Annotated in this window: 22 protein-coding genes; 9 read left to right on the top strand and 13 right to left on the bottom strand. The window is 63.7% G+C overall.

The genetic code is table 11. From position 1 onward, the window contains the following. Positions 1-251, bottom strand: a 251-nt coding sequence (locus Q376_RS0118555; protein ID WP_162177922.1) for a transposase, incomplete at its 3' end; no start/stop codon positions are given. A gap of 242 nt (positions 252-493) precedes the next feature. Between Q376_RS0118555 and Q376_RS0118550 the strand changes: the two genes are divergently transcribed. From Q376_RS0118550 to Q376_RS0118540, 3 genes are read left to right on the top strand one after another with little or no spacing between them, the layout of a single operon-like run. Further along, a complete protein-coding gene (locus Q376_RS0118550; RefSeq protein ID WP_027351563.1) occupies positions 494-1378 on the top strand; it encodes a sugar phosphate isomerase/epimerase family protein in 885 nt (294 codons plus the stop codon). After that, entirely contained in the window at positions 1375-2436 is a 1062-nt protein-coding gene (locus Q376_RS0118545) for a putative urea ABC transporter substrate-binding protein (protein WP_043448701.1), read from the top strand. The genes Q376_RS0118550 and Q376_RS0118545 overlap by 4 nt, the downstream gene beginning before the upstream one ends. A 26-nt stretch (positions 2437-2462) precedes the next feature. Then, positions 2463-3497: an isopenicillin N synthase family dioxygenase gene (locus tag Q376_RS0118540; protein WP_155834408.1), complete on the top strand. Its 1035-nt coding sequence runs from the start codon at positions 2463-2465 to the stop codon at positions 3495-3497. 145 nt (positions 3498-3642) lie between these two features. Here the strand turns inward: Q376_RS0118540 and Q376_RS0118535 are convergent, their stop codons facing one another. Together Q376_RS0118535 and Q376_RS0118530 are read right to left on the bottom strand one after the other, a co-directional pair. Further along, positions 3643-4227: an OmpW/AlkL family protein gene (locus Q376_RS0118535; protein WP_027351560.1), complete on the bottom strand. Its 585-nt coding sequence runs from the start codon at positions 4225-4227 to the stop codon at positions 3643-3645. A 201-nt stretch (positions 4228-4428) separates the two neighbouring features. Next, complete coding sequence (locus Q376_RS0118530; protein WP_027351559.1) at positions 4429-5007, bottom strand: OmpW/AlkL family protein; 579 nt, start codon at positions 5005-5007, stop codon at positions 4429-4431. Positions 5008-5421: 414 nt separating this feature from the next. On the opposite strand from Q376_RS0118530, the gene Q376_RS0118525 reads away from it, so the two are divergent. Continuing rightward, positions 5422-7008: a cytochrome ubiquinol oxidase subunit I gene (locus Q376_RS0118525; RefSeq protein ID WP_027351558.1), complete on the top strand. Its 1587-nt coding sequence runs from the start codon at positions 5422-5424 to the stop codon at positions 7006-7008. A gap of 60 nt (positions 7009-7068) precedes the next feature. Then, complete coding sequence (gene cydB / locus Q376_RS0118520; protein ID WP_211266721.1) at positions 7069-8196, top strand: cytochrome d ubiquinol oxidase subunit II; 1128 nt, start codon at positions 7069-7071, stop codon at positions 8194-8196. A 207-nt stretch (positions 8197-8403) separates the two neighbouring features. On the opposite strand, the gene Q376_RS0118510 is transcribed toward cydB, so the two are convergent. The 7 genes from Q376_RS0118510 to Q376_RS0118480 form a co-directional block, all read right to left on the bottom strand. Beyond that, positions 8404-9387 carry a lipid A deacylase LpxR family protein gene (locus Q376_RS0118510; protein WP_027351556.1) on the bottom strand — a complete coding sequence of 328 codons (984 nt, stop codon included), beginning with the start codon at positions 9385-9387 and terminating at the stop codon, positions 8404-8406. A gap of 259 nt (positions 9388-9646) precedes the next feature. Beyond that, positions 9647-10111: an outer membrane lipoprotein gene (locus tag Q376_RS0118505; RefSeq protein WP_027351555.1), complete on the bottom strand. Its 465-nt coding sequence runs from the start codon at positions 10109-10111 to the stop codon at positions 9647-9649. Positions 10112-10271: 160 nt separating this feature from the next. Beyond that, positions 10272-11444: a ribosomal protein uL16 3-hydroxylase gene (locus Q376_RS0118500; RefSeq protein WP_027351554.1), complete on the bottom strand. Its 1173-nt coding sequence runs from the start codon at positions 11442-11444 to the stop codon at positions 10272-10274. After that, positions 11444-12829: an adenylosuccinate lyase gene (gene purB / locus Q376_RS0118495; RefSeq protein WP_027351553.1), complete on the bottom strand. Its 1386-nt coding sequence runs from the start codon at positions 12827-12829 to the stop codon at positions 11444-11446. The genes Q376_RS0118500 and purB overlap by 1 nt, the downstream gene beginning before the upstream one ends. Positions 12830-12861: 32 nt before the next feature. Beyond that, complete coding sequence (gene hflD, locus Q376_RS0118490; protein ID WP_027351552.1) at positions 12862-13473, bottom strand: high frequency lysogenization protein HflD; 612 nt, start codon at positions 13471-13473, stop codon at positions 12862-12864. Continuing rightward, positions 13470-14651, bottom strand: coding sequence for a tRNA 2-thiouridine(34) synthase MnmA (gene mnmA / locus Q376_RS23480; RefSeq protein WP_052365518.1), 1182 nt, complete (start codon positions 14649-14651; stop codon positions 13470-13472). Before mnmA ends, hflD begins: the two co-directional genes overlap by 4 nt. A 144-nt stretch (positions 14652-14795) precedes the next feature. Next, complete coding sequence (locus Q376_RS0118480) at positions 14796-15398, bottom strand: pseudouridine synthase (protein ID WP_027351551.1); 603 nt, start codon at positions 15396-15398, stop codon at positions 14796-14798. Positions 15399-15526: 128 nt separating this feature from the next. Between Q376_RS0118480 and icd the strand changes: the two genes are divergently transcribed. The 3 genes from icd to clpA all read left to right on the top strand — a co-directional run bounded on the left by icd (position 15527) and on the right by clpA (position 19813). Beyond that, positions 15527-16783, top strand: coding sequence for an NADP-dependent isocitrate dehydrogenase (icd, locus tag Q376_RS0118475; RefSeq protein ID WP_027351550.1), 1257 nt, complete (start codon positions 15527-15529; stop codon positions 16781-16783). Between the two features lie 332 nt (positions 16784-17115). Further along, positions 17116-17517: an ATP-dependent Clp protease adapter ClpS gene (gene clpS / locus Q376_RS0118470; protein ID WP_081803649.1), complete on the top strand. Its 402-nt coding sequence runs from the start codon at positions 17116-17118 to the stop codon at positions 17515-17517. 28 nt (positions 17518-17545) lie between these two features. After that, positions 17546-19813 (top strand): ATP-dependent Clp protease ATP-binding subunit ClpA, encoded by a 2268-nt coding sequence (gene clpA, locus Q376_RS0118465; protein ID WP_027351548.1) that lies wholly within the window; start codon positions 17546-17548, stop codon positions 19811-19813. Between the two features lie 303 nt (positions 19814-20116). On the opposite strand, the gene infA is transcribed toward clpA, so the two are convergent. The 3 genes from infA to aat all read right to left on the bottom strand — a co-directional run bounded on the left by infA (position 20117) and on the right by aat (position 22078). After that, entirely contained in the window at positions 20117-20335 is a 219-nt protein-coding gene (gene infA, locus Q376_RS0118460) for a translation initiation factor IF-1 (protein ID WP_025732678.1), read from the bottom strand. A gap of 221 nt (positions 20336-20556) precedes the next feature. Continuing rightward, positions 20557-21294 (bottom strand): arginyltransferase, encoded by a 738-nt coding sequence (locus Q376_RS0118455; RefSeq protein ID WP_155834407.1) that lies wholly within the window; start codon positions 21292-21294, stop codon positions 20557-20559. A gap of 73 nt (positions 21295-21367) precedes the next feature. Continuing rightward, complete coding sequence (gene aat / locus Q376_RS23475; RefSeq protein ID WP_211266720.1) at positions 21368-22078, bottom strand: leucyl/phenylalanyl-tRNA--protein transferase; 711 nt, start codon at positions 22076-22078, stop codon at positions 21368-21370. A 463-nt stretch (positions 22079-22541) separates the two neighbouring features. Here aat and Q376_RS0118445 point away from each other — a divergent pair, with 463 nt between their 5' ends. Continuing rightward, positions 22542-26159, top strand: coding sequence for a DNA translocase FtsK (locus tag Q376_RS0118445; RefSeq protein ID WP_081803648.1), 3618 nt, complete (start codon positions 22542-22544; stop codon positions 26157-26159). Positions 26160-26170: the final 11 nt, after the last annotated feature.

Genomic DNA, 26170 nt, shown 5'->3' with positions numbered 1-26170 from the left:
TGGATCTCACGCATCAATTGGCGTTCGCTGCGCACCCCGAACAAGTAGCCGATGAACAAGGCCTTGAACAGCATGACGGGATCGAGCGCGGGGCGGCCATTATCGGCGCAGTAGAGATGGCGGACCTTGTCGCGGATGAAGGAGAAATCGAGGGTGGCGTCGATGTGACGTAGCAGGTGATCAGACGGCACCAGCTCTTCAAGCGTGACCATTTCGAGCTGATGTTGATGAGGAGAGGGCTCTCGCAGCACGGCGGCATACTCGCAAAGGGTATGCCTTCATCAAAACAAAGCCCTGGCGGTGAGGCCAGGGCTTTGTCAGCAGTCTGATGTAATGGCACTTTATCAGAGCGGCTTGGCTATCTCCATGGTAGCCTTTTTCGTAATTTTTATGCAAAAATGCATGCAAATTGGCATTTTTTATAAAGCTTTCCGTGTGCGGTACACAGCTTGCACTTCTCCTGCGCCTATCCAGCTTGAATGGGGAGAAGAAGATGCAACTCAAGGTATTCAAGACCCTTTGGGGATATTCCGGGGTACCCCGGCAAGCTGCTCGGGAAGCGGTGGAAGCCGGTTTTGATGGCATAGAGGGCCCGGTCCCTGCCTCCCCTGAAGCGCGCGAAGGGCTGGCCGCAGCCTTGGAAGAGCACCGCCTAGACTACGTTGCGGAGATCTGCACCGGAGGATCCTATGTGCCGGAGCGCAAGGCCACCCCTGCGGCACACCTGACCGACCTGGAAAACAAAATCCGCATCGCGCAGCCCCTGCACCCTACGCTGATCAACGTCATAGCCGGCTGTGATGCATGGCCGCTGCAGGTCCAGTGCGATTTTTTCGCAGCTGCCCAGCAGATCGGCGCTCGTCATGACGTCGTGCTGAGCTTCGAGACTCATCGCAGCCGCTCGATGTTCAATCCCTGGATAACAGAGGCCCTGATCCGGCATCTGCCAGGGCTGCGCCTGACGGCCGACATCAGTCATTGGGTGGTCGTCACCGAGCGCCTGCTCGATGACGATCTGGACTGGCAAACCATGCTGGCCATCGCCGAACGGGTTCATCACATGCATGGTCGAGTGGGCTACCCGCAGGGCCCCCAAGTGCCGCATCCTGCCGCTCCCGAGTACGCCGCTTGCCTGGCCTTTCACCAGAGATTCTGGGCGGCCGTGTGGCACTCACAGTATCTGCGCGGCTACAGCACCAGCACCCTGACCCCTGAGTTTGGCCCGGATGGTTACCTGCACACCCTGCCGTTCACCGATCAGCCTGTAGCCGACCTCTGGCAGCTAAACCGCTGGATCGGAGATACCGAACGAACGCATTTCCAGACATGTGCCGGCATGCGCCGTCCACTTACCGCTTCCAGAGGTACCTGCCCATGAGCATGCTCCATATCGCCCGTCAGGTCATTGTGCTCTCTGCGTTGGGAGTTGTGACCAGCGTCACCCAGGCCGCCGAACACTTTCGCATCGGCTGGACGCTCTATCCCGCCTATATGCCGTGGGAATACGCGCAAAGCTCGGGCATCCTCGACAAGTGGGCGAAGAAGTACGGTATTGAAGTGGAGGCCGTACAGATCAATGACTATATCGAGGCGATCAACCAGTACACCGCCGGAAACTTCGACGCTTGCATGATGGCGACTATGGACGCATTGACCATCCCCGCTGCCGCCGGCGTGGACTCCACCGTACTCGCCATTGCCGACTACTCGAATGGCAATGACGTGATCATCCTGAAAAATGGCAAAAGTCTGGAGGAATTGCGTGGAGAGAAGGTCAACCTAATCGAGTACTCGATTTCCCATTACTTCTTGGTCCGGGCACTGGAAAGCGTAGGCATGAGCGAGCGCGACGTTACCCTGGTCAATACCTCGGATGCCGACATGGTGGCCCTGTTCGCCCAGCCGTCGGTTACTGCCATGGTGACCTGGAACCCGATGGCCAGCGAGATACTCGAGATCGAGGACGCGATCAACGCATTCGACTCGCGCAAGATGCCTGGAGAGCTGACCGACAGCATCGTCGTCAACAGTGAAACTCTCAATCGACACCCGGTTCTTGGCAAGGTGCTGGGCGGCGCTTGGTTTGAAACCCTCTCCGTCATGCAGAAAGACGATGAAGAAGGCCGCAAGGCCCGCGAGATAATGGGGCTGGCCGCTGGAACCGATCGAGCTGGCTACGAAGCCCAGCTGGAAGCCACCTATTTATACGACGATCCCAACGAAGTCGCTGCACTGATGACCGACCCTCGGTTACACGACAGCATGGCCAGCATCGCCGGCTTCTCCTTCGACAGCGGACTGTTCGGCAGCGGCGCATCATCCGCCGAGGCGATTGGCCTCGCCTACCCGGGTGGAGAAGTCTGGGGGGACCGGAACAATATCAAACTGCGCTTCGACGATACCTATGCGCGCATGGCTGCAGACGGCGAACTTTGAACGGCCCACGATAAAGGAAACCAGCAATGAGCATATCCGTGTCTTTCAAGGAAATTCCGACCCTGGACATAGGCCCGCTGCTTGCAGGCCATAGCGGCCCAAACTACCTGAAGACCGTCCGGCAACTCGCGGATGCGGCGCATTGCGTAGGCTTTGCCCAGCTGACCGGTCATGGCCTGGGTGAAAGGCAGGCACGCCTTCTGGAGGTGACGAAGCGTTTCTTCGCGCTGCCTGAGGAGGAAAAGATGAAGGTCTACATCGGCAGATCCGGCAATCATCGTGGATACGTTCCGTTTGGCGAGGAAGTCATGGCCTCTGGCCAGCCGGATACCAAGGAAGCATTCGACCTGTCCATGGATCTGCCTGCGGATCATCCGGCGGTACTCGCCGGAACGCCGCTGGTTGGGCCGAATCAGTGGCCGGAGTTGAACGGTTTCAGGGAGATCGTGCTGGACTACTACAATGCGGTGTTCGAACTGGGCCGTGAGATATTCCGGGCCTTCGCGGTCGGCCTCGGCCAGGATCCGGAACTGTTCCTGCGCCATGTGACCACGCCGCCTTCCCAATTGCGCCTGCTGCATTATCCCACCAACGACACAGCGGTCGATCGCCCCGGCATCGGTGAACACACCGACTATGAGTGTTTCACGCTACTGAAATCCACGGCGCCTGGCTTGGAAGTATTCAGTACCGATGGGAAATGGATTGCAGTTCCCTACGACTCTGAGGCGCTGATTCTGAACATTGGCGATCTGCTCGAACTGTGGACCAATGGCTATTATGTGGCGACCAGCCATCGGGTCAGGAAAGTCAGGGAAGAGCGCTATGCTTTCCCTCTGTTCTTTACCGTCGACTATGAAACCGTAGTCAGCCCGCTCGACAGTTTCAGGCGACCAGATGCTCCTAGCAGAGCGGAGGTGGTCTCCGGCGACCATCTGCTGGCGCAGACGATGCAGAGTTTTCGCTATCAGCTGGATCGTCTCGAACGTGGTGAAACGTCCTTGCCGGATGGCGCACTGCCTTATTACTCATTGGGCCGTGAGGCGGCGACTGGAGTATGAAAGCGCAAAAACGGCCGACCGATGAGGAAAGGCTTTGCGTTTAGCTGGTCCCCTCGCAAAACACCCCAAAGGCTGGACTGGGATGTCCAGCTTTTGGGGCGTGGTTCAGATTTGGCGGGGCGTGTGCAACCAGGCGAAGATCGCCTTAGAAGCGGAAGGTCACACCGGCACCGATGGTGAGCGGATCGATCTTGATGTCGTCCTTGATGCCGTTGTCGACGTCCGGGCGCAGGCTGGTGTACTGCACGTTGCCGTTGATCGCGATCCAGTCGGTGAGGAAGTAGTCGACGCCGAGCTGCGCGGTCGGATCCCAGCTGTTGCTGTCTACGCGGGCGCCACCGGGCAGGTCGCGATCGGAGAACTTGGTGTAGGTCACACCGGCACCGATGTAGGGCTGGACCTGAGCGCCGGTTCCGCCGAGCGGATAGAACTGGGCGAGCAGGGAGAACGGACGATACTTGAGCGTCGCGTCACTGCCGCCGTAGGTGAAGTCCAGATCCTGACGCTGACCGACGGTATTGAACTCGACCCCGAACTTGTCGGCGAACATCCAGCCCAGGGCGCCGGTGAAGCTGCGCTCGGAGTCGAAGGTGCCGCTCGAGGTCGATTCGACTCGGGTTGCGTCGATGCGTGCAAAGAAGTCGCCAGCGTTGTAGGCCAGCGCCTGCTGTGCGCCGAACAGGGTGCCGCCCGCGATAAGGGCTGCAGTGAGAGCCTTTGCAGTCTTCATGTGAATGATTCCTTAGTCCCTTGAATGATGCTTTTTCTAGCGCTGACGAAACGCTTGCGTTACATCAGCGTTGATTCGTCCCACCAATGATAGATCAATTGGTCCGCTGTGCCATCTTTTGAACTTAAAGCAACGCCGCAGCGCACCAAAATGGCGCTGCGGCGTTGGCGGAGATGGTTCGAACCGTCGCTGTGATGATGCTTAGAAGCGGAAGGTCAGACCTGCGCCGACGGTCAGCGGGTCGAAGTCCTGCTTCATGCCCTGGCTACCCTCGATGCTCATGTCGGTGTACTGAACGTTGCCGTTCACCGCCAGCCAGCTGGTCAGGAAGTAGTCGAGACCCAGCTGCGCGGTGCCGTTCCAGCTGTCGCTGTCGATGCTGCCGCCGCCTGCCAGGCTGCGATCGTCGAACTGGGTATAGGTCACACCGGCGCCGACGTAGGGCTGGACCTGAGCGCCAGTGCCGCCGAGCGGATACCACTGCGCGAGCAGGCTGTAGGGGCGGTATTTCGCGCTCTGGTCCTGGCCATTGCGGGAGAATTCGAGATCCTGACGCTGGCCGACGGTGTTGAACTCGATACCGAACTTGTCGGCGAACATCCAGCCCAGGGCGCCTGTGAAGCTGCGCTGATCGTCGAAATCGCCGCTCGCGGTGGAAGTGGTGCGGGTAGCGTCGAGGCGGGCGAAGAAGTCACCAGCGTTGTAGGCCAGTGCTTGCTGCGCGCCGAAGGTTGCGGTGCCGGCGACGATCGCGGCGGAAAGAATCTTGACAGATTTCATGCGTATCTCCTTGCTCTGGGCGAATCCGCCCATCCTGACATCTGGGCCCGTCACGAATCCGTTGCACTACCATCGCTGGCATGTGGCGGACCTGAAAGTGCTCCCTGGGGTTTGAAACCTATCTTTTCAGGAGCGTGCGCACACTATAGAAAACACTGTTCGATTTGTCATGTCCCCAGTCGGTAAAAGTTCCTCGAAGAAGATGAAAAAAAACTATCGATTCGTGTCAGGCGGTCTTTTCAGCTCTCTGAAGGGGGATAAAGACCCTATTTATAGTGCGACAATCTGTCCGATAGCCTACCCAGCGCGGCGAGGAGCAGACTTATGACCACTCTCTGAGTGTGGTCTTTGTCAGGGAGAAATCGCATAGACGATAGCGGCGTCTGTGGACGCTCGAAACCGCGAGACACCTTCATGATCTCTGAATCCCTGGTAGAGCTATCCCGCTGGCAGTTCGCGCTGACAGCGATGTATCACTTCATCTTCGTGCCGCTGACATTGGGACTGGCCGTGATGCTGGCCATCATGGAGACCACTTACGTGGTCACCGGCAAGACCATCTATCGGGACATGACCAAGTTCTGGGGCAAGCTGTTCGGCATCAATTTCGCTCTCGGCGTCACCACTGGGCTGACCATGGAGTTCCAGTTCGGCACCAACTGGTCCTACTACTCCCACTATGTCGGCGACATCTTCGGTGCGCCGCTGGCGATCGAGGGCCTGGTCGCCTTCTTCCTCGAGTCGACCTTCGTCGGCATGTTCTTCTTCGGCTGGGACCGGCTCAGCAAGCGCCAGCACCTGGTGGTGACCTGGCTGGTCGCGCTCGGCTCGAACTTCTCCGCGCTCTGGATCCTGGTCGCCAACGGCTGGATGCAGCATCCGGTAGGGGCGGTGTTCAATCCCGAAACCATGCGCATGGAGATGGAGAGCCTGTCCGAGCTGATCCTCAACCCGGTGGCGCAGGTCAAGTTCGTCCACACCGTCATGGCCGGCTACGTCACCGGAGCACTGTTCGTGCTCGGTATCAGCGCCTGGTACCTGCTCAAGGGGCGGGATCTCGCTTTCGCCAAGCGCTCGTTTCGGCTCGCCGCGATCTTCGGGCTCTGCTCGACGCTCGGTGTGACCTTCCTCGGCGATGAGTCGGGCTATGCGCTTGGCGAAGTGCAGAGATACAAGCTGGCGGCGATCGAGGGTGAGTGGCATACCGCGCCCGCGCCTGCATCGTTCACCGTGTTCGGCATTCCCGACCAGGAGGCCCAGGAGACCCGTTATGCGCTGCGCATACCCTATCTGCTCGGGCTGATCGCCACACGCTCCTTCGATACCCCGGTGACTGGACTTCGGGATCTGATCGAGGAGAACGTCCAGCGCATCGCCAGTGGCGCGGTCGGCTATTCGGCGCTGGTACGAATCCGCGAAGGCGACGATTCCAGCGAGACCCGGGCGATCCTGGACCAGCATGTCGCTGACATTGGCTACGGCATGCTGCTGCTTCGCTACACCGACGATCCCGCCGGCGCGACGCTGGCCCAGATCGAGCAGGCCGCCCGCGACAGCATTCCCAACGCCGCTCCGCTGTTCTTCGCCTTCCGCATCATGGTCGCTGCGGGCGTGGCGATGCTCGCGGTGTTCGCCTTCGCGGTCTGGATCAGCCTCAAGCGGCGCTTCATCGAGCATCCGAAGTTCCTGCGCCTGTGCCTGTGGTCGATCCCGTTGCCGTGGATCGCCGCCGAAGCCGGCTGGTTCGTCGCCGAGTTCGGCCGCCAGCCCTGGTCGATCGGCGAGATGCTGCCCACCTTCATGGCGGTTTCGTCGCTCGAGCCGCGTGATCTTTGGATCTCGCTGCTGGGCTTCATCGCCGTCTACACCGGTCTTCTCATCGTCGAGATGTGGCTGATGTTCCGCTTCGCGCGGCTCGGTCCCTCGTCGCTGCATACCGGGCGCTATCACCACGAGCAGCGTGCCAGCGAGCCGGTGCAGAGCCTGGCGAGCGGTGTCTGAGCCACAAGACGAAAGAATGCGCCGCCCGCGCCGGCGGCCTGGGATACCGAGGAAGCGATGATGCTCGACTACGAACTGCTCAAATTGATCTGGTGGTGCTTGATCGGCGTGCTGCTGATCGGCTTCGCGATCGCCGACGGCATGGACATGGGGACCGGCATCCTGCTGCCGGTGGTGGGGCGCAGTGACGCCGAGCGGCGCTCGGCGATCAACACCATCGCGCCGCACTGGGATGGCAACCAGGTCTGGCTGATCACTGCCGGTGGGGCGATCTTCGCCGCTTGGCCGGTGGTCTATGCGATCGCGTTCTCAAGCTTCTACTTTGCGATGCTGCTGGTACTGCTGGCGCTGTTCTTCCGCCCGGTAGGTTTCGACTACCGCTCGAAGATCGAGTCGACTCGCTGGCGCTCCAGCTGGGACTGGCTGATCTGGTTCGGAAGCCTGGTACCCGCCTTGGTCTTCGGCGTCGCTTTCGGCAATCTGCTCCAGGGCGTGCCGCTCGAGGTCGATGGGCTGATGCGGGCGAGCTACGCCGGCAGCTTCTTCGGGCTGCTCAATCCCTTCGCGTTGCTCTGCGGCCTCGTCTCGGTACTGATGCTCAGCATTCACGGCGGGGTTTGGCTGATGGCGCGCGCCGATGAACGGGTCGCCACGCGGGCGAGACGCATAGTGCTCGGCGCCGGGCCGCTTCTGCTGGTGCTCTATCTGCTCGCTGGCGTGTGGATGATCACCTCGGGCATGGGCTATCGACTCGCCGCGATCGGGGACGTTTCGGGTGCGATGCGTCTGCTCGACAAGCAGGTGGTCGGGGCTGCTTGGCTCGACGGCGTGGGAATCCATGCCTGGCTCGCGCCGATGCTGGGGATCGCGATGATTCTGGCTACCTGGCTTTTGGCCTGGGGCTCACGCCCGGGCCTGGCGCTGGTGACCAGTTCGTTGAGCGTGGCCGCGGTGATCGCTTCCGCGGGGGTGGCGATGTTCCCGTTCCTGATGCCCTCGAGCCTTCAGCCGGAGGCGAGCCTGACGCTATGGGATGCGACCTCGAGCCAGTTGACCCTGTCGGTGATGTTCTGGGTCGCGCTGGTGATGACGCCGGTCATCCTCGCCTATACCAGCTGGTGCTACGTCAAGATGTGGAGGCGGGTGCGCGTGGCCGAGATCGAACGTGACGCACACGCGCTCTATTGACTCCAAGACCCGATAAAAGGGGGACAGCAACATGTGGTACTTCGTATGGATCGTCCTGGTGATGCTCTTCGCGCTCTGCGCGGTTCTCTCCGCAGTGGTCTTCGACCGCCAGGAGCCGCTCGAGGGTGAATGGAACGAGTGAGCGGCACACGCCGACGCCGGCGAGGGAGGTTTTCCTTGCCGGCGTCGGCGTCGGTGCGGATGACGCTAGCGCAGCCAGGTCGAGAGGGTCAGGTTGCCGAGGGTGTCGTCGCCATCTTGGCCTTCGAACTCGCGAGAGCGATTGGTCAGCGTCAGGGCAAGGTTCCAGCTGTCGAAGGTCAGCGCACCGCCCAGGGTCAGATCGTTGACCCAGCTGCGCCGGTCGACGCTGTGGCTCGATTCGAAGGTGTTGCCGTCGAGCAGCAGGTTGTGCGCCATGAAACGGCCATTGGCACCGGCGAAAAGGTACCAGCCAAGCCCTGGGCCGGTGGTGAACAGCGGCTCGAAGCTTGAGTAGGGTGCATTGCCCGGCGTGGAGAAGAGGCCATCCAAGCGGTTGCCGATGCGCACACCAAGGCCGAGCGAAAGATAGTCGTAGAGGTTGCCGACGGCGAAGCCCAGGTTGGGGCCATACTCGAAGGCCAAGCCATCGCCGAGCCCGTGGTGCAGCCACCAGGCGCGCTGGTAGGTCAGGCTCAGGATCGGTTCGTTGCCGAGCTGGTTGCCCCAACCTTCCGGCCTGTCGCTCCCGGTCATCTCGTGCACGCCGCGCTGGATCGGCTTGGCGCCTGCGGCGGGGCCGACGATCCCGACGTCGAATCCGAGGCTTTCGGCTATCCGAACCGCACCGCTCTGGTGGCGCTTGTAGAGCGATAGTCCGGCGTAGAGATAGCCGGCGTAGGGGCGATCATCGGGCTGCAGTGCGCGGACGTCGATCTCCTCCGGGGTGTACATCTGCTGGCCGAAACGATAGCTCACCGCGCTGGCATTGCCCGACCACAGTGGAATCGCACGCGAGAAACGCTGGGTCCAATGCTGCTCGTCGGCAGTGAAGCCCCAAGCGAATTCGAGGCCATTGGTGTAGTGCCCATCTTCGCCTGCCAACAGGTCATTGTCCCATTTGAGCGATAGTACTTCGGCGTGGGCGAGCGATATGGCGGGCGGGGCGGTGAGCAAGAGTACGAGAGGCAGTGCGGCGAGACGTTTCATTCGGGCTTCCCTGCGATGCTGGCTTTTTATCGATTATGAAGGCCCTTCACGGTCGCTCCCGTGGGCCACGGCCAGCTTAATCCAATCTGCACTTTCAGGGGATAGCCGGGGGGGGGGGCCGGGGCCGCGTCACTCGGGGCCGCTTTCCGCCGAGCTCACGGCCAAAAAACGTCGGGCCCCATCCGAAGATGGGGCCCGTCAGCCGATGGACGTTGCCCGCAGGGGCGCCGATGCCATCAGGAAAACGCAGGCCGGAAACTCAGTAGGGCGCGACGCGCAGGCTGGTGCCGGAGCCGACCAGACGCACGCGCTGGCCGACCTGGTAGGTGTTGTCGGCCTGCTGGACGATCACCAGGTTCTGGCCATCGTCGCGCTGGACCTGCACTTCCATACCGTTGGTACGGTCCATGCTGCCCTCGACCCGATTACCGGCGACGGCGCCGCCGATCGCACCGACGGCGGTGGCGATGGTACGGCCCGAACCGCCGCCGACCTGGTTGCCGAGCAGGCCGCCGAGGACCGCGCCGCCGATACCGCCGAAGCCGGTGCTGTCATCCTGGATGGTCACAGGGCGGATACCAGTGATGGTGCCGTAGCTGACGCTCTGGGCGGTCTGCGCCTGGGCACCGCTGTAGGTATTGCCCGAGTAGGGCTGATTGGCGCAGCCAGCGAGGGCGATGGAACCCAGTGCAGCGACGGCGGCGATCTTGATATAACGGTTCATGCAAGGTCTCCTAAGGCTCAAAGCATCGCGCGCATGCGTCGCGACGATTGAAAACACTGTTTTCAATCCCATTCTAAGCGTTGATGGGTTCCGACACTATAGAAAAGATCAGAGTCAGCGCCATGGCGCTTTCCCTGAGGCACCGCCGTGGACGAATCGTTCACTCTTCATCGTCCTCGTCTTCATCCTCGAGCAGCGACAGGCTGCCCCGGTTGAGCAGCGCTACGAGCAACTCCGCTGCCTCGGCGCCGTCGAGCAGTGACGCCTCCAGCGGCTCGGCGGAAGCGATCAGCTGGGCGAGGGCGAGAGGGCAGTCGAGCCCATCTCCGTCGACGAACAGCGTCGCCCGTCCGGCTTCGCCGGGAAGATAGGCGAAGCGCGAACCGGGCGTGCGCTCGAGTGGCACGCCCTGTTCGAGCGCCTCTTTGAGTTCGTCGCTCTCGATGCGCGGGTCTGGCGCGACCAGCTGGTCGGGATACTTGGTCTGGGTCATGTAGCGACCAAACCACTGGGCCATCTGGGTACGATCGTCGAGGCTTTCGAGTATCAGCGCGCGCACTCGCTCGATCGCTGCATCGTCGAGCAGCCCAGGGTCCTGTAGGCCCAGGTCCGGATCGGCGTAGCGCAGGCTTTCGCCGAGCTGCTCGCCGCGATAGTCGGCCCAGGAGGTGATCACCTCATCGGCCGAGGGCGCGCGGAAGCCGATCGAATAGGTCATGCAGTCGTTCGACACGCTGACCCCATGGTGGGCGATACGCGGTGGCAGGTAGAGCATGTCACCGGGCTCGAGCACCCAGTCCTGGCCGGCTTCGACGGTGAAATCGGCGAGGATGCGCAGGCTGACGCCGTCGACGATCGTCGCCTCCTCGCCGACCCAGCCCCCCAGCTGCCAGCGGCGCTGCCCGCTGCCCTGGAGCAAAAAGACATCGTAGTTGTCGACGTGGGGACCGACGTTGCCGCCCTTGGGCGCATAGCTGACCATCACGTCGTCGAGCCGCCAGCGCGGAATGAAGTCGAAGGCTTCGAGCAGTTCGGCGACCTCCGGCACGTAGTGGTCGACCGCCTGGACCAGCAGGGTCCAATCCTGCTCCGGCAGCCGCGCGAAGGTGGCATCGGTGAAGGGGCCATGACTCAGCGTCCAGGGCTTGCCGTCCGCGCCCACGCTTTCGACCAGACGCGCCTCGACCCCCTCTTCGCAGGCGAGGCCGGCGAGCTCCTCGGGCTCGAGCGGAGAGACGAACCCAGGGAACGCGCCGCGAATCAGCAGCGGTTTTTTCTGCCAGTACTCGGCGAGGAATCGCTCCCGGCCGAATTCTCCCAGCGGGGCGTTCATCACAAAGCTCCTCGCGCGTCGAGCGTGCGGGCCTGCTCCGCCGCGTTGCCGGTGTAGCTCGCAGGGGTCAAGGTCTTCAGCTCGGCCTTGACCGTTTCGGGCAGTGCCAGGGTGTCGATGAAAGCTGCGAATCCCGCCTGGTCGATGCGCTTGCCGCGGGTCAGCTCCTTGAGCTTCTCGTAGGGCTTTTCGATCCCATAGCGGCGCATCACCGTCTGGATAGGTTCGGCCAGCACTTCCCAGCTCGCCTCCAGATCCTCTGCCAGCCGCGCTGGGTTGGCCTCGAGCTTGCCGATGCCCTTGAGCGTCGCCTGGTAGCCAATCAGCGCATGGGCGAGGCCGGTACCCAGGGTACGCAGTACGGTGGAGTCGGTGAGATCGCGCTGCCAGCGCGAAATCGGCAGCTTCTGGGCCAGGTGGGTGAGCAGCGCGTTGCTGACCCCGAAGTTGCCCTCGCCGTTCTCGAAGTCGATCGGATTGACCTTGTGCGGCATGGTCGAGGAGCCGATCTCGCCTTCGACGGTGCGCTGCTTGAAGTAGCCGAGCGAAATGTAGCCCCAGACGTCGCGGTTGAAGTCGATCAGCACGGTGTTGAAGCGGATCACCGCATCGAACAGCTCGGCGATGTAGTCGTGCGGCTCGATCTGGGTGGTGTAGGGATTGAAGCTCAGCCCGAGCGATTCGACGAAGGCGCGGGCATTGTCATCCCAGTCGATCTCTGGATAGGCGATGAGGTGGGCGTTGTAGTTGCCCACCGCGCCGTTGATCTTGCCGAGCAGCTCGACCGCCTCGATCTGCTTGAGCTGGCGACGCAGGCGATAGGCGATGTTGGCCATCTCCTTGCCCAGCGTGGTGGGGCTTGCGGTCTGGCCGTGGGTGCGCGAGAGCATCGGCTGGTCGGCATGCGCGAGGGCGAGTCGTTCGATCGCGGTAGTCACCTCCTGCATCGCCGGCAGCATGGCCTGATCGAGGCCGCCGCGCAGCATCAGCGCATGGGAGAGGTTGTTGATGTCCTCGCTGGTGCAGGCGAAGTGGACGAACTCGCTGATCGCAGCGAGCTCCGGCAGCGCGCGCAGGCGCTCCTTGATGTAGTACTCGATCGCCTTGACGTCGTGGTTGGTGGTGCGCTCGATCTCCTTGATCCGTAGCGCCTGCTCGGGGGTGAACTCCTCGATCACCGCCTCGATGAAGCCCTTGGCCTCGGCGGACAGAGGGGCGACCTCTTCGATGCCTGGATGGTCGGCGAGCCGCTCGAGCCAGCGCAGCTCGACCACCAGACGGGCGCGGATCAGCCCGAACTCGCTGAAGTAGGGGCGCAGCGCATCGGCCTTGCTGGCGTAGCGCCCGTCGACGGGAGAGAGGGCGGTAAGGGTCGAGAGTTCCATGGTCGGTCCAAGAAAGGTGAAGGGGAAGCGGCTCATCGGCGCAGTTCGGCGAGGGCGCGTTTGATTCGGCCGCGCATCAATACCAGCTGCCAGCGCCTGCCGCCCTGCTGGCGCCAGAGCAGGGCGAAGCGGATGCCGGCGAGCAGCACCGCACGCACCCGCTCGGGCATCATCGGGCTCGAGAGCAGGCTCGGATCGCCGTTGACCACGATCCGGTAGCGATAGGTGGACAGGGTGTCCTGGTAGAGCTCGCCGAGGCTTGCGATCACATTCTCATGCGTCGGGCCGAAGTGCTGGGCCTGGCCCTGCACCCGTGAAAGCCTTGCGCCGACCCTGTCGAGCATCGCTTCGTCCTTGTGCAGCTTGTTGGCCAGCAGTAGCAGCGACAGCGCGTAGCGCATCACCTCGGAGGAGGCCGGCGAGCGGTCGAACAGCTGCTTCATGGTGTCGATGCCGACGCTGAGGTTGTCGAGCTCGAAGCCATAGATCGCCTCGAAGCTTTCGGGGTCGGTCTCCAAGGTCGCGCGAATCAGGGTCTCCCAGGCGCGACTGTCGTATTGGCCGGTGCGGGCCAGCTGGTCGACCACCGTGGCGGCCTGGAACACACCGGCGAGCGCCAGTGCCTGGCGCTGTTCGCGATTCATGCGGAAAACTCCTCGGCGACACGTGCCCGACAGGCATCGCTCGCCAGGGCCTGGCGAATCACCGCGCCGCCGAGGCAGCGCTCACCGTCGTAGAGCACCAGTGACTGCCCGGGCGTGATGGCCCGCTGCGGGGTGTCGAATTCGACCCTGACGCCGCCGTCGGCAGCGAGGCGCACTCGGCAGCCCTGGTCGCGCTGGCGGTAGCGTACCTTCGCGGTCAAGGTGAGACCGCCGTCGATGCCGGCCGGGGCCTGGCCTGCGACCCAGCTGACCGGCTCGCTGAGCAGTTCGTCGGCATAGAGCAGCGGATGGTGCTTGCCCTGTACCGCCACCAGTACGTTGCGCTCGAGATCCTTGCCGGCGACGTACCATGGCGCCTCGGGATGATTGGCGAGGCCGCCGATGCCGAGCCCCTGACGCTGGCCGATGGTGTAGTACATAAGCCCCACGTGTTCGCCGATCCGCTCCCCCTGCGGGGTTTCGATCGCGCCCGGCTGGGCCGGCAGGTACTGGCGCAGGAAATCGGAAAAGCGCCGCTCGCCGATGAAGCAGATCCCGGTGGAGTCCTTCTTGCGCGCGGTGGCGAGACCGAGCCGCTCGGCGATCGCGCGAACCTCGCTCTTCTCCATCGCGCCGAGCGGGAACAGGCTTTTCGCCAGCGCCTCGTGGCCGACGGCGTGAAGGAAGTAGCTCTGGTCCTTGTTCGCGTCCAATCCCTTGTAGAGCCGCCCCTGCTCGTCGCTGTTCACGTAGTGGCCGGTACTGATCAGCTCGGCGCCGAGCATCCGTGCGTAGTCGAGGAAGACCTTGAACTTGATCTCGCGGTTGCAAAGGATGTCCGGGTTCGGTGTCCGCCCGGCACGGTATTCGGCGAGGAAGTGCTCGAACACGTTGTCCCAATACTCGGCGGCGAAGTTGGCGGTGTGCAAGCGGATGCCGAGGCGATCGCACACCGCCTGGGCATCGGCCAAGTCCGTCTTGGCGGTGCAGTACTCGGTGCCGTCGTCCTCGTCCCAGTTCTTCATGAACAGGCCTTCGACGTCATGGCCCTGCTCGAGCAGCAGCGCCGCGGTGACCGACGAGTCGACGCCGCCGGACATGCCGACGATCACCTTGGTGGTTGGGCGCGGTGCGGTGGGGGCCGCGCGATCTGCACCTGGGGGGGGGAAGTGGCTCATGCTGCGCTCTGTGAAAGGCGAGGCGGCCGTCCGCTCCGGGCGGGCCGCTAGACTCGAGTCCCAGCGCCATCGGACGCTGATGAATGGGCGAGGATTATACCCGATGCGCGCGCTGGGCTTAACACCGCGGTGAAAATCCCCGGTTCAACGCCGTCTTCCCGGCGGCCTGCGCGACGGCGCCGCCACTGGCGCATGGAGCGTTTCGCGCCGCCACTGCCCCGGGGCGAGGCCATCGAGACGCCAGCCGCCGATCGCCACGCGTATCAGGCGCAGGGTCGGATGGCCCACGTGCGCGGTCATTCTCCTCACCTGCCGGTTGCGCCCCTCGATGATGGTCAGTTCGAGCCACCGGGTGGGGATCCCGGCCCGGCTTCGAATCGGCGGTGTCCGCTCGGGAATCGAGGGCGGCGCGATCACGCGCGCCTTGGCCGGAAGGGTGGGGCCATCGTTGAGCATCACGCCTTTGCGCAGGGACTCGAGCGCGCTGGGCGCAGGGATGCCCTCGACCTGCACCCAGTAGGTCTTCGGCTGCTTGTGCTTCGGATGGGTGATCCGAGCGGCCAGGGCGCCATCGTCGGTGAGTAGCAACAGCCCTTCGCTGTCGTAGTCGAGACGTCCGGCGGGGTAGATTCCCGGGATCGTGATCAGCCCGGCGAGCGTCGCGCGCGGCACGCCGTCTGGGGGCGCCGCGTCGGTGAATTGCGACAGCGTCAGGTAGGGTTTATGCAGCAGGTAGATCGAGCTCATGACAGTCGGCGCAATCCGCCTTTGGTCGAAAGTAAATGGCCTATCAAGGGTTTAGGGTCGAAGTCTATACTCGTGGACCGAGCCGATAATACCTATTACTACGACTATCGATAGACGAGAGAGAGAACATGGCTTTCGAGAAGATCCAACTGCCCGCCGGCGGTGAGAAGATCACCGTCAACGCCGACAACAGCCTCAACGTACCCAATGAGCCGATCATCCCGTTCATCGAGGGCGATGGCATCGGCGTCGATGTTACCCCCGCGATGAAGATCGCGGTCGACGCGGCCGTGGCCAAGGCCTACGGCGGCGAACGCAAGATCCACTGGATGGAAGTCTACGCTGGCGAGAAAGCGACCACCATCTATGACGCCGACACCTGGCTGCCCGAGGAGACCCTCCGCGCGGTGCAGGAGTACGTGGTCAGCATCAAGGGACCGCTCACCACGCCGGTCAGCGGCGGCATCCGCTCGCTCAACGTGGCGCTGCGCCAGAAGCTCGACCTCTACGTCTGCGAGCGCCCGGTACGCTGGTTCAAGGGCGTGCCGACGCCGGTGAAGAAGCCCCAGGACGTCGACATGGTGATCTTCCGCGAGAACTCCGAGGACATCTACGCCGGTGTCGAGTGGAAGGCCGGCAGCGCCGAGGCCGACAAGGTGATCGAATTCCTCACCAAGGAGATGGGGGTCACCAACATTCGCTTCACCGACGAGTGCGGCATCGGGGTCAAGCCGGTCTCCAAGGAAGGCACCCAGCGGCTGGTGCGCAAGGCGATCCAGTACGCGATCGACAACGACCGCGAATCGGTGACCCTGGTGCACAAGGGCAACATCATGAAGTTCACCGAAGGGGCGTTCAAGAACTGGGGCTACGAGGTCGCGGTCGAGGCGTTCGGCGCCGAGCCGCTCGATGGCGGGCCGTGGCACGCGTTCGACAATCCCAATACCGGCAAGCGGATCGTGATCAAGGACGTGATCGCCGACGCGATGCTGCAGCAGGTGCTGCTGCGTCCCGAGGAGTACGATGTCATCGCGACCCTCAACCTCAATGGCGACTATCTCTCCGACGCGCTCGCCGCCCAGGTCGGTGGTATCGGCATCGCGCCAGGCGCCAACCGCTCCGACGCGGTGGGGATGTTCGAGGCGACCCACGGCACCGCGCCCAAGTACGCAGGACAGGACAAGGTCAACCCGGGCTCGCTGATCCTCTCCGCCGAGATGATGCTGCGCTACATGGGCTGGACCGAAGCCGCCGACTTGATCCTCCAGGGGGTGGAGAACGCCATCGCCAAGGGCGAGGTCACCTACGACTTCCACCGCGTGATGGAAAACGCCAAGCTCCTGAAGTGCTCGGAGTTCGGTGAAGCGGTCGCCGCCAATATGTAGCATGTGGCACCCTCCCGCCCGGGCCGCTCGGCCTGGGCGGGCGTCACCGGGAGATGGTCCCGGCTATGGCGCCAATTGAGATTATTTCGTCCCCGACCCTTGCAACCCGGGCTGGCCAACGCCATCTTGGGGCTAAAGACGTATTCCTTCCCTCAAACTCAAACGTGCGGTGCCGCCGCCTCCCATCAAGTCGTCGGGAGCGTGGGTGGCAAATCGGTTTCGTCGAGCGCACCGACGGTCGAGGCCCTCGAGGGTGCAGGTGCCCGCCGGATTCGCTTGGGGTAACGTTCCAATCCTCAACATTCTGCTTGTTTTCATCGGTTCGGCCACTTATGTTCGAAGAAAAGAGAAGTTTCGACAGTGCTTCAGATCATGAACCTGGGTTCCTGGCATCACGAGGGCCCCTGGGGCAGGCGATCGGGCCCGATGAGGAGGCGGAGGGCGACATCGCGGAGCAGCTCAGCGATCCACAGCTGGCCGAGCCGCCGATGTACAAGGTGATCCTGCTGAACGACGACTACACGCCGATGGAATTCGTAGTCGAAGTACTGCAGACCTTTTTCGCCATGGACAGGGAGAAGGCGGTGCAGATCATGCTCGCCGTCCACACGCAGGGAAGGGCGACCTGCGGGATATTCACCCGCGACGTCGCCGAAACCAAGTCTCATCTTGTCAACGAATACGCTCGAGAGTGCCAGCACCCGCTGCTGTGTGATATCGATCGGGTGGAGTGATCCACTCAGGTGGCCAAAGGGGACCGTTATGTTGAGCAAAGAACTGGAGCTGACCCTTAACACGGCCTTTACCGTGGCCCGCTCGAAGCGGCACGAGTTCATGACCGTCGAACACCTTCTACTCGCCCTGCTGGACAACGCGTCGGCCGCCGATGTGTTGCGCGCCTGCGGCGCGAATCTCGACAAGATCCGTTCGGATCTGCAGGAGTTCATCGGCGCTACCACGCCGCTGATTCCCGAGGATCAGACCGATCGCGAGACCCAGCCGACGCTGGGCTTCCAGCGTGTGCTGCAGCGCGCGGTGTTCCATGTCCAATCGTCCGGCAAGAGCGAGGTCACCGGTGCTAACGTGCTGGTGGCGATCTTCTCCGAACAGGAGAGCCAGGCGGTTTACTTCCTCAAGCAGCAGAACGTCGCTCGGGTCGATGCGGTCAACTACATCGCCCATGGCATCTCCAAGGTCGCAGGCCACGGGCACGGTCAGCAGAGTGCGAGCCGCGATAGCGAAGAGAGCGAAGAGGCGGTCGGCGAAGCGGGTTCCCATCCGCTCACCGGCTATGCCACCAATCTCAACGAGCAGGCTCGCATGGGGCGCATCGATCCGCTGATCGGGCGTGACCACGAGCTCGAGCGAGTGATCCAGATCCTCGCTCGGCGGCGCAAGAACAACCCGCTGCTGGTCGGTGAGGCCGGGGTCGGCAAGACTGCGATCGCCGAGGGCCTGGCCAAGCGGATCGTCGAAGAGGACGTGCCCGAGGTCATCAAGGACGCTGTGGTCTACTCCCTCGACATGGGCGCGCTGCTCGCCGGTACCAAGTATCGCGGTGACTTCGAGAAGCGGCTCAAGGCGCTGCTCGGTGAATTGAAAAAAGAGCCGAACTCGATCCTGTTCATCGACGAGATCCACACCGTGATCGGGGCCGGGGCGGCTTCCGGCGGTGTGATGGATGCCTCGAACCTGCTTAAGCCGCTGCTCTCCTCGGGCGAGCTGCGCTGCATCGGTTCGACCACGTTCCAGGAGTTCCGCGGCATCTTCGAGAAGGACCGGGCGCTCGCGCGGCGGTTCCAGAAGGTCGACGTGCCCGAGCCCTCGGTCGATGACACCATCCGCATCCTCAAGGGGCTGCGCGGTCGTTTCGAAGAGCATCACCAGCTCAAGTACACCGATGCGGCGATGGAGGCTGCGGTGCGGCTGGCGGATCGCTACATCAACGATCGGCACCTGCCCGACAAGGCGATCGATGTGATCGACGAAGCAGGGGCGCATCAGCGGCTGCTGCCGGTCGAGGCTCGCACCAAGACCATCGACGTCGAGCAGATCGAGTCGATCGTCGCGTCGATCGCGCGGATTCCGCCGAAGAGCGTCTCCAGCTCGGACCGCAAGCTGCTGGCCAACCTGGAGCGCGATCTGAAGATGCTGGTGTTCGGCCAGGACGAGGCGATCGAGAGCCTGGCGGCGGCGATCAAGCTGGCGCGTGCGGGCCTCAACTCCCCGGACAAGCCGGTCGGCAGCTTCCTCTTCGCCGGCCCCACCGGGGTGGGCAAGACCGAGGTCGCACGCCAGCTGTCGCAGCTGATGGGTATCGAGCTCGTGCGCTTCGACATGTCCGAGTACATGGAACGGCATACCGTGTCGCGGCTGATCGGGGCTCCTCCGGGCTACGTCGGCTACGACCAGGGCGGCCTGCTGACCGAGGCGATCACCAAGCAGCCGCACTGCGTGTTGCTGCTCGATGAGATCGAGAAGGCGCACCCCGAGGTCTTCAACCTGCTGCTGCAGGTGATGGACCACGGCAAGTTGACCGACAACAACGGGCGCGAAGCGGATTTCCGCAACGTGATCGTGATCATGACCTCGAACGCTGGTGCCGAGCAGGCATCGCGCCGCTCGATCGGTTTCCAGCATCAGGACCACTCGACGGATGCGATGGAAGTGATTCGCCGGACCTTCTCGCCCGAGTTCCGCAACCGTCTCGATGGCATCATCCAGTTCCATAGCCTCGATATGAGCGTGGTGCGCAACGTGGTCGACAAGTTCCTGGTCGAACTCCAGGCGCAGCTGGACGAGAAGCGTGTGCAGCTCGACGTCGACGAGGAGGCGCGCAGCTGGCTGGCCGAGCGCGGCTATGATCCCGACATGGGGGCGAGGCCGATGGCGCGGTTGATCCAGGAGCAGCTGAAGAAACCGCTTGCCGAGATGATCCTGTTCGGTGATCTGGCGGCGCACGGCGGCATCGTCCACGTCACTGTGGAAGGCGGCGAGCTCCATCTAGCGACCGAGGCGGAGGTCGCCTGAGGGATCGTCCTCGAGGTCGTCCGTACGAGCAGATGGTGTAGAAGTGAAGAACGGCGCTCTCCGCAAGGAGAGCGCCGTTCTTTCTTCACGCTCCGGAGCCTGGCACTTGGCATCGTCGAGGTCAGGCGCACCAAAGGGCTGCTATGGCGTCATGCCCCGGATGCTCGGGCCGGTATCGGCAGCGCTCCGATGCAGGAGGCGCACGGAGATGGGAACGAGATCTGGTGGGGGAGGGGGCGAAACGGAGTTGAGGCGCTTCGCCCAGCGGCCGGGGTCACCGACCTGAAACGGGCGTGATGCTGCTCAGCGCGAACGGTAGACGATGCGACCCTTGGAAAGGTCGTAGGGAGTCAGTTCGACCTTGACCTTGTCGCCGGTGAGAATGCGGATGTAGTTCTTGCGCATCTTGCCGGAGATGTGAGCGGTCACGATGTGGCCGTTCTCGAGTTCTACGCGGAACATGGTGTTGGGCAGGGTGTCGACGACGACGCCTTCCATTTCGATATGGTCTTCACGTGCCATATAGGCTTTTCCTCCAGGGATTTTAGAAACGCGCCGAGCGTACCCGACCTTCGCATCAAAGTGCTGGGTCAAAGGGGCAAACGCATGGCGGCGCGCCGGTGTCTCGCTTCCCACGTTAGCCGCGAGCGAGCGTCGAAGACCGCATTGAAAGGGCGGGAGTCGCTGTCGGCGTGGTAAGAATAGCGCAGTATTATGTCACAAGGTCTTGACTCAGGCAAAAATTACTCCAGCGGCAGCGTGCGCCACTGCTGCCCCTGGAGGTACTCGAGAGGGCGGTAGCGCTGCTTGTAGCGCATCTTCGCACTTTGTTCGATCCAGTACCCCAGGTAGACGTAGGGGAGCCGTCTTTCCAGCGCGCGGCGGATCTGCCAGAGAATCGCATAGCTGCCGAGAGAGCGAGCACCGAGGTTTGGGTCGGGGGAGTAGAACGTATAGATCGCCGAAAGCCCATCGGGCAGGCGATCGACCACCGCTACGGCCAGCAGTTCTCCTTCGAGGCGAAACTCCACCATCCGAGCGAAGTGCGATTGCGAGGTCAGGAATGAGCGGAACTGCTCGCGCGTTGGTGGGTACATGTCGCCGTCGGCGTGACGCGCGTCGATATAGGCGGCATACAGCGCATAGTAGCTCTCGCTGTAGCGGGCCGGCACCTCGCGTATCGACAAGTCCTGGTTGCGCTTGATGACTCGGCGTTGGGTGCGGTCCGGGGTGAACCGCTGGACCGGGATGCGTACCGACACGCAGGCGCGGCAGTGGGCGCAGTGCGGTCGATACAGATGCTGGCCGCTGCGGCGAAAACCGAGCTGGGTCAGCGCCGAATAGGTGGCGAGGTCGACCGGCGTGTTCGGGTCGAGGAACAGTGTGGTCGCCTCCTGCCCGGGCAGATAGCTGCAAGGGTGGGGGACGGTCAAAAAGAAGCGCAGCTGTCGAGTCAGCAAAGGGGACGCGTCAAAGCTCATGGGCCATCTCCGAAGCGCAGTGAAGCACCATCGCGATGCTCGAGGTGGCGGGTCGCTCACCCGGCGCCCGTACTCACGGTGTCAAGATAGCGCGCCAGCTTCCCGGCTCGCCAGCGTCGATCGTTGCGCAGTCGCGCGCGAGATGTTCGCTGAACGCTCGGCGGGGGATCAGGCGCGCGCCGAGACGCTCGAGATGGGGGGTATGCATCTGGCAATCGATCAGGCTGAATCCGCGTTCGATCAGGAATCCGACCAGCAGCGCCAGCGCCATCTTCGAGCCGTCGCTGACCCGCGAGAACATCGACTCTCCAAAGAACACCCGGCCAAGCGCGACGCCGTAGAGCCCGCCGACCAGCTCTCCATGCCGCCATACTTCCACCGAGTGGGCGTGGCCGAGGCGATAGAGGCGTTGATAGGCATCGATCATCTCCGCGCCGATCCAGGTACCTTCGCTGCGCGACGCGGCGCAGGCATGGATCACTGCCTCGAAGTCATGGTCGAGGGTGATGGTGAAGCCGCCGTTGCGGATGCGCTTGGCCAGGCTCCTGCGCAGGCGAAACTCCCCGGGGTAGAGCACCATGCGGGGGTCGGGGCTCCACCACAGCAGCGGCTCACCGGGGCTGTACCAGGGGAATATTCCGCGCTGGTAGGCGGCGAGCAGCCATTCGGGGGTCAGCCTGCCGCCCACGGCGAGGAGTCCATCGGGCTCGCGCAGCGAAAGCTCGACGTCGGGGAAGCGCACCGGCCCGTCGCCGAGCCAGGCCGGTATCAGAGAATCCGTCATCGGTCGCGTGTCCCGGCCGGGATCCATCGAGATGAACGATGGGAGGGTGACGTCATGGGTGGAGTCTCCTGGGTGACATCTCGTTACGCTACTGCAATCGAACTCACCAGCCTAAACGATCGATATACCTTGACCCAACCGGTTTGCGCTCGCCCTGGTAGAGAGAGCTGTGACGGGGAAGGCCGCCTAGGTATGATGGGCCGAGCGCGGGTCGACCTCCAGGCGCGAGCCGCCGCGATCCGAAAGATCGCGGCCACCGGTCGATTCGTTCAGGGTGTGCCATCATTCTTCCATTCGCTGTGCCAGTGACGGCGAGGCATGAACCGAGTGGCCTGATGGATGAAGACGGCACCCCAGGGTTCATGGAAGACGCCTGGTTTCATTTTCTCGGGATCAGGTCGGCGACGCTGCGTCGCCGACCTGATCCCCGATCGGGAGAGCGCCGGTTTCCGGCGCGTAGGGGATGGCGACATTGAGTGGCAACAAACGACCGCAGGCAACCACCAACCGTAAGCGTAAACCGGTCACCACGCGTAAGAAACAGCAGGCCCGCGCCCGTGCCTCGACCCGCAGCCAGCGTGAGGCCTCGCAGCGTTTCACCGCGCGGCTGCAAGGTGCAGCCAAGGACGGCGTGGCGGTCGCGCTGCTGGCCGTCTGCGCGTTTTTACTGCTGGCTTTCTTCAGCTACGCGCCCTCCGACCCGGGCTGGTCGAGCAGCGGTCCGGAAGCGGGCATCGGTAACTGGATGGGCCGGGGCGGGGCCTGGATGGCCGACGTGCTGTTCTCGCTGCTCGGCAACAGCGCGCTGTGGTGGCCGGCGATCTTCGGTTTCGCCGGCTGGCGGCTGATCCGTACCCGGATCGCGCATTTCGCCTGGGATCCCACCGCGCTAGCGGTGAGAGTGGGGGGGCTGATGCTGGTGCTGCTGGGAAGCTGCATCCTCAGTGCGGTGCACTTCTATCAGCCGGAAAGCGATCTGCCCTACAACAACGGCGGGATCGTAGGCGAAGGCCTCTCCAGCGTGCTGATCGATCTGATCGGCGTGCATGGCACCACGCTGGTCGCCTTGGCGCTGCTGCTCGGCGGCTTCCCATTGCTCTCCAATACTTCCTGGCTCGGCATCATGGACGAGCTTGGCAAGGCGATCCTCAGGGTATCGCGCTGGTGCGGCGCGCGGCTCGGCTCGGTGCGTGACGACCTCGCCGCGCGGCGGGCGCTGCGTCACGAGCGCCTGGAAGCACGGGCCAGCGCCTACGATACCTATCACGCCGAGGATGATCCCTACCATCTGCGCGATCAGGCGCCCGAGCGGGACGAACCGCTTGAGGCCAGGCGCGACGATCGCGACGAGCCCGCCTACGAGACCGACGAGGCCTCGCGCCCTTCGCGCTGGAAGCGCCTGCTGGGGCTTCCGTTCATGGGCAGGGCCGCCCAGGCGAAGGCCGAATCGACGGACACCGAACGCGAACCGAGCCTTGGCGATGACGATCTCGCAGGCCAGGAAAGCGAGCGCCGCGCGCCGCGCTTCGAGATCTACGACGAGCGCAGCGACGGTGGCCACGACATTCCCTGGGAACGCGTCGAGCAGACGCCCTCGCGGCGCACTTCCGACGAGCTGGCGCAGGAGCCCGACACCTTCGCTCCGCTGGTCGCTCATCGCGACGACGAGCCGTCACTCCCGGACGAATCCGAGCGGCGCCGGGACGCCGTGGCGCTGCGCGCGGAAGTACCGGCCACTGTGTCGATACCGGAACTGCGGCTCGAGGAGGACGAGGAGAATGAAACGCTGAGTGAGCGCCGTTGGAGCGCCACGAGCGCGGTCGTCGAAGTAGAAGAGACAGAAGCGGGCGAGCGGCTGGTACCCACGCCCCCGGCGGCCGAACTCGAGCCCGAGGTGATCGATCCGCCCCCGCCCTATGCCGATGTCACCCGGCGGCGCATTCCCGAAGGGTTCGGCCATCAGACGGCCGCAGCGCAGGATATGCCCCCGGCAGCGCAGGATATGCCCCCCGCAGCGGCCAGCGCGCCGAGCCCGAAGCCGCGCATCCGGATCGGTGCCGGGGAGGCGTTCGCCGCTGGTGCCGGTGCCATAGCCGCTGCAAGTGGGCACGCCGCCGCCGGCGGCGCATCCACCGGCGCGCCTGTGTTCGAGCCGCCGCTGGTCGCGCGGGAGGATGCCGAGCGCGCCTCGCAGACCGAACGGCGAGCGCCGCTCATCGAGGAGGAGCCGGCCGGGGCGCGCCTGGTCGCAGAGGACGATGGTGAGACGCCGCCGCTTGCGCGCTTCTCGGCGCTCGACGACGAGGTGGTCGAGACCGCCTTCGATGACGACGACCGCCATCGTGAGCCTGAGCTGCATAGCGCTGCCTCGTCGCGTAGCGAGCCGCGGCTCGACGACGAAGACGATGAAGACGACACCGACGCCCCCCGCGCGCTGTTCGAGACCACCGATGCGGGCGAGGAGTTCGATGCGCCGTTCACCCTCGACGACGAGCCGGTAGATACCGTATCGCCGCGGCTTTGGACCGTCGAGCACCTGCAGAACCAGCGCCCGGCCACCGAGCTCGCGGAGCCGGTGGGCGAGATGCCGTCGACGGCGCTGCTGACGCCAGCCGGAGTCAGCCAGCCTTCCTATACCCAGGAGGAGCTCGACGGTATGGCCGAGCTGCTCGAAATGCGGCTCAAGGAGTATGGGGTCAAGGCGGAGGTGGTCAAGATATCTCCGGGACCGGTGATCACCCAGTTCGAGATTCGCCCCGCCGCTGGGGTGAAGAGCTCGAAGATCAGCAACCTGTCGAAGGATCTCGCCCGTTCGCTGCTGGTCAAGAGCGTGCGCGTGATCGAGGTGATCCAGGGCCGTCCGACGGTCGGCATCGAGATCCCCAACCCGACCCGGGCGATGATCCGCCTGCGCCAGGTGCTCGACACTTCGGCCTATCGCGACGCCGTATCGCCCGTGACCATCGCGCTGGGGCAGAGCATCAGTGGCCAGCCGGTGGTCGCCGACCTGGCACGGATGCCCCACCTGCTGGTCGCCGGGACCACTGGTTCGGGCAAGTCGGTCGGGGTCAACGCGATGCTGATCTCGATGCTGCTCAAGTCGACTCCCGAGCAGGTGCGGATGATCCTGATCGATCCGAAGATGCTCGAGCTCTCGGTCTACGACGACATTCCCCACCTGCTCGCGCCGGTGGTCACCGACATGAAGGAGGCGGCCAACTCGCTGCGCTGGTGCGTCGCCGAGATGGAACGTCGCTATAAATTGATGTCCAAGATGGGCGTGCGCAACATCGGCGGCTTCAACGACAAGCTCGATGAGGCCCACGCCGCTGGTGCCCAGGTCGCCGATCCGCTGTGGGAGCCCGAGCCCTGGCAGGCCGGCGAGCCGCATCCGACGCTCGAGAAGCTGCCCTACATCGTGGTGGTGATCGACGAGTTCGCCGACATGTTCATGATCGTCGGCAAGAAGGTCGAGGAGCTGATCGCCCGGCTGGCGCAGAAGGCGCGCGCCGCAGGCATCCACCTGGTGCTCGCGACCCAGCGGCCCTCGGTCGACGTGGTCACGGGCCTGATCAAGGCGAACATCCCCTCGCGGATCGCCTTCCAGGTCTCCTCCAAGATCGATTCGCGCACCATCCTCGACCAGGGCGGTGCGGAGAGCCTGCTCGGCCACGGCGACATGCTCTACCTATCGGTCGGCGCCGGTACCCCGGTCCGGGTGCACGGTGCCTTCGTCGACGACAACGAAGTGCATCGGGTGGTCGAGGACTGGAAGCTGCGCGGCAAGCCCGAATACGTCGAGGAGATCCTCTCCGGCGAGGTCAGCGCCGAGGCGCTGACCGGGCTCGAGGCCGAAGGCGATGGCAATTCGGATGCCGAGCAGGACGCGCTCTACGACGAGGCCGTGGCGTTCGTGACCAAGACCCAGCGGGTCTCGGTGTCGTCGGTGCAGCGTAACTTCAAGATCGGCTACAACCGTGCCTCTAGACTGGTCGAGGCGATGGAGCGTGCTGGCGTGGTGTCGAGCATGGGCACCAACGGCGCTCGCGAAGTGCTGGCATCGCCGCCGCCGCGCGAATGAGTCGCGCGGCG

The organism is Halotalea alkalilenta DSM 17697 (assembly GCF_000621205.1).
Classification (GTDB): Bacteria; Pseudomonadota; Gammaproteobacteria; order Pseudomonadales; family Halomonadaceae; genus Halotalea; species Halotalea alkalilenta.
The sequence above is the reverse complement of the archived record's forward strand: the minus strand, read 5'-3'. Positions and strand labels throughout refer to the sequence as shown.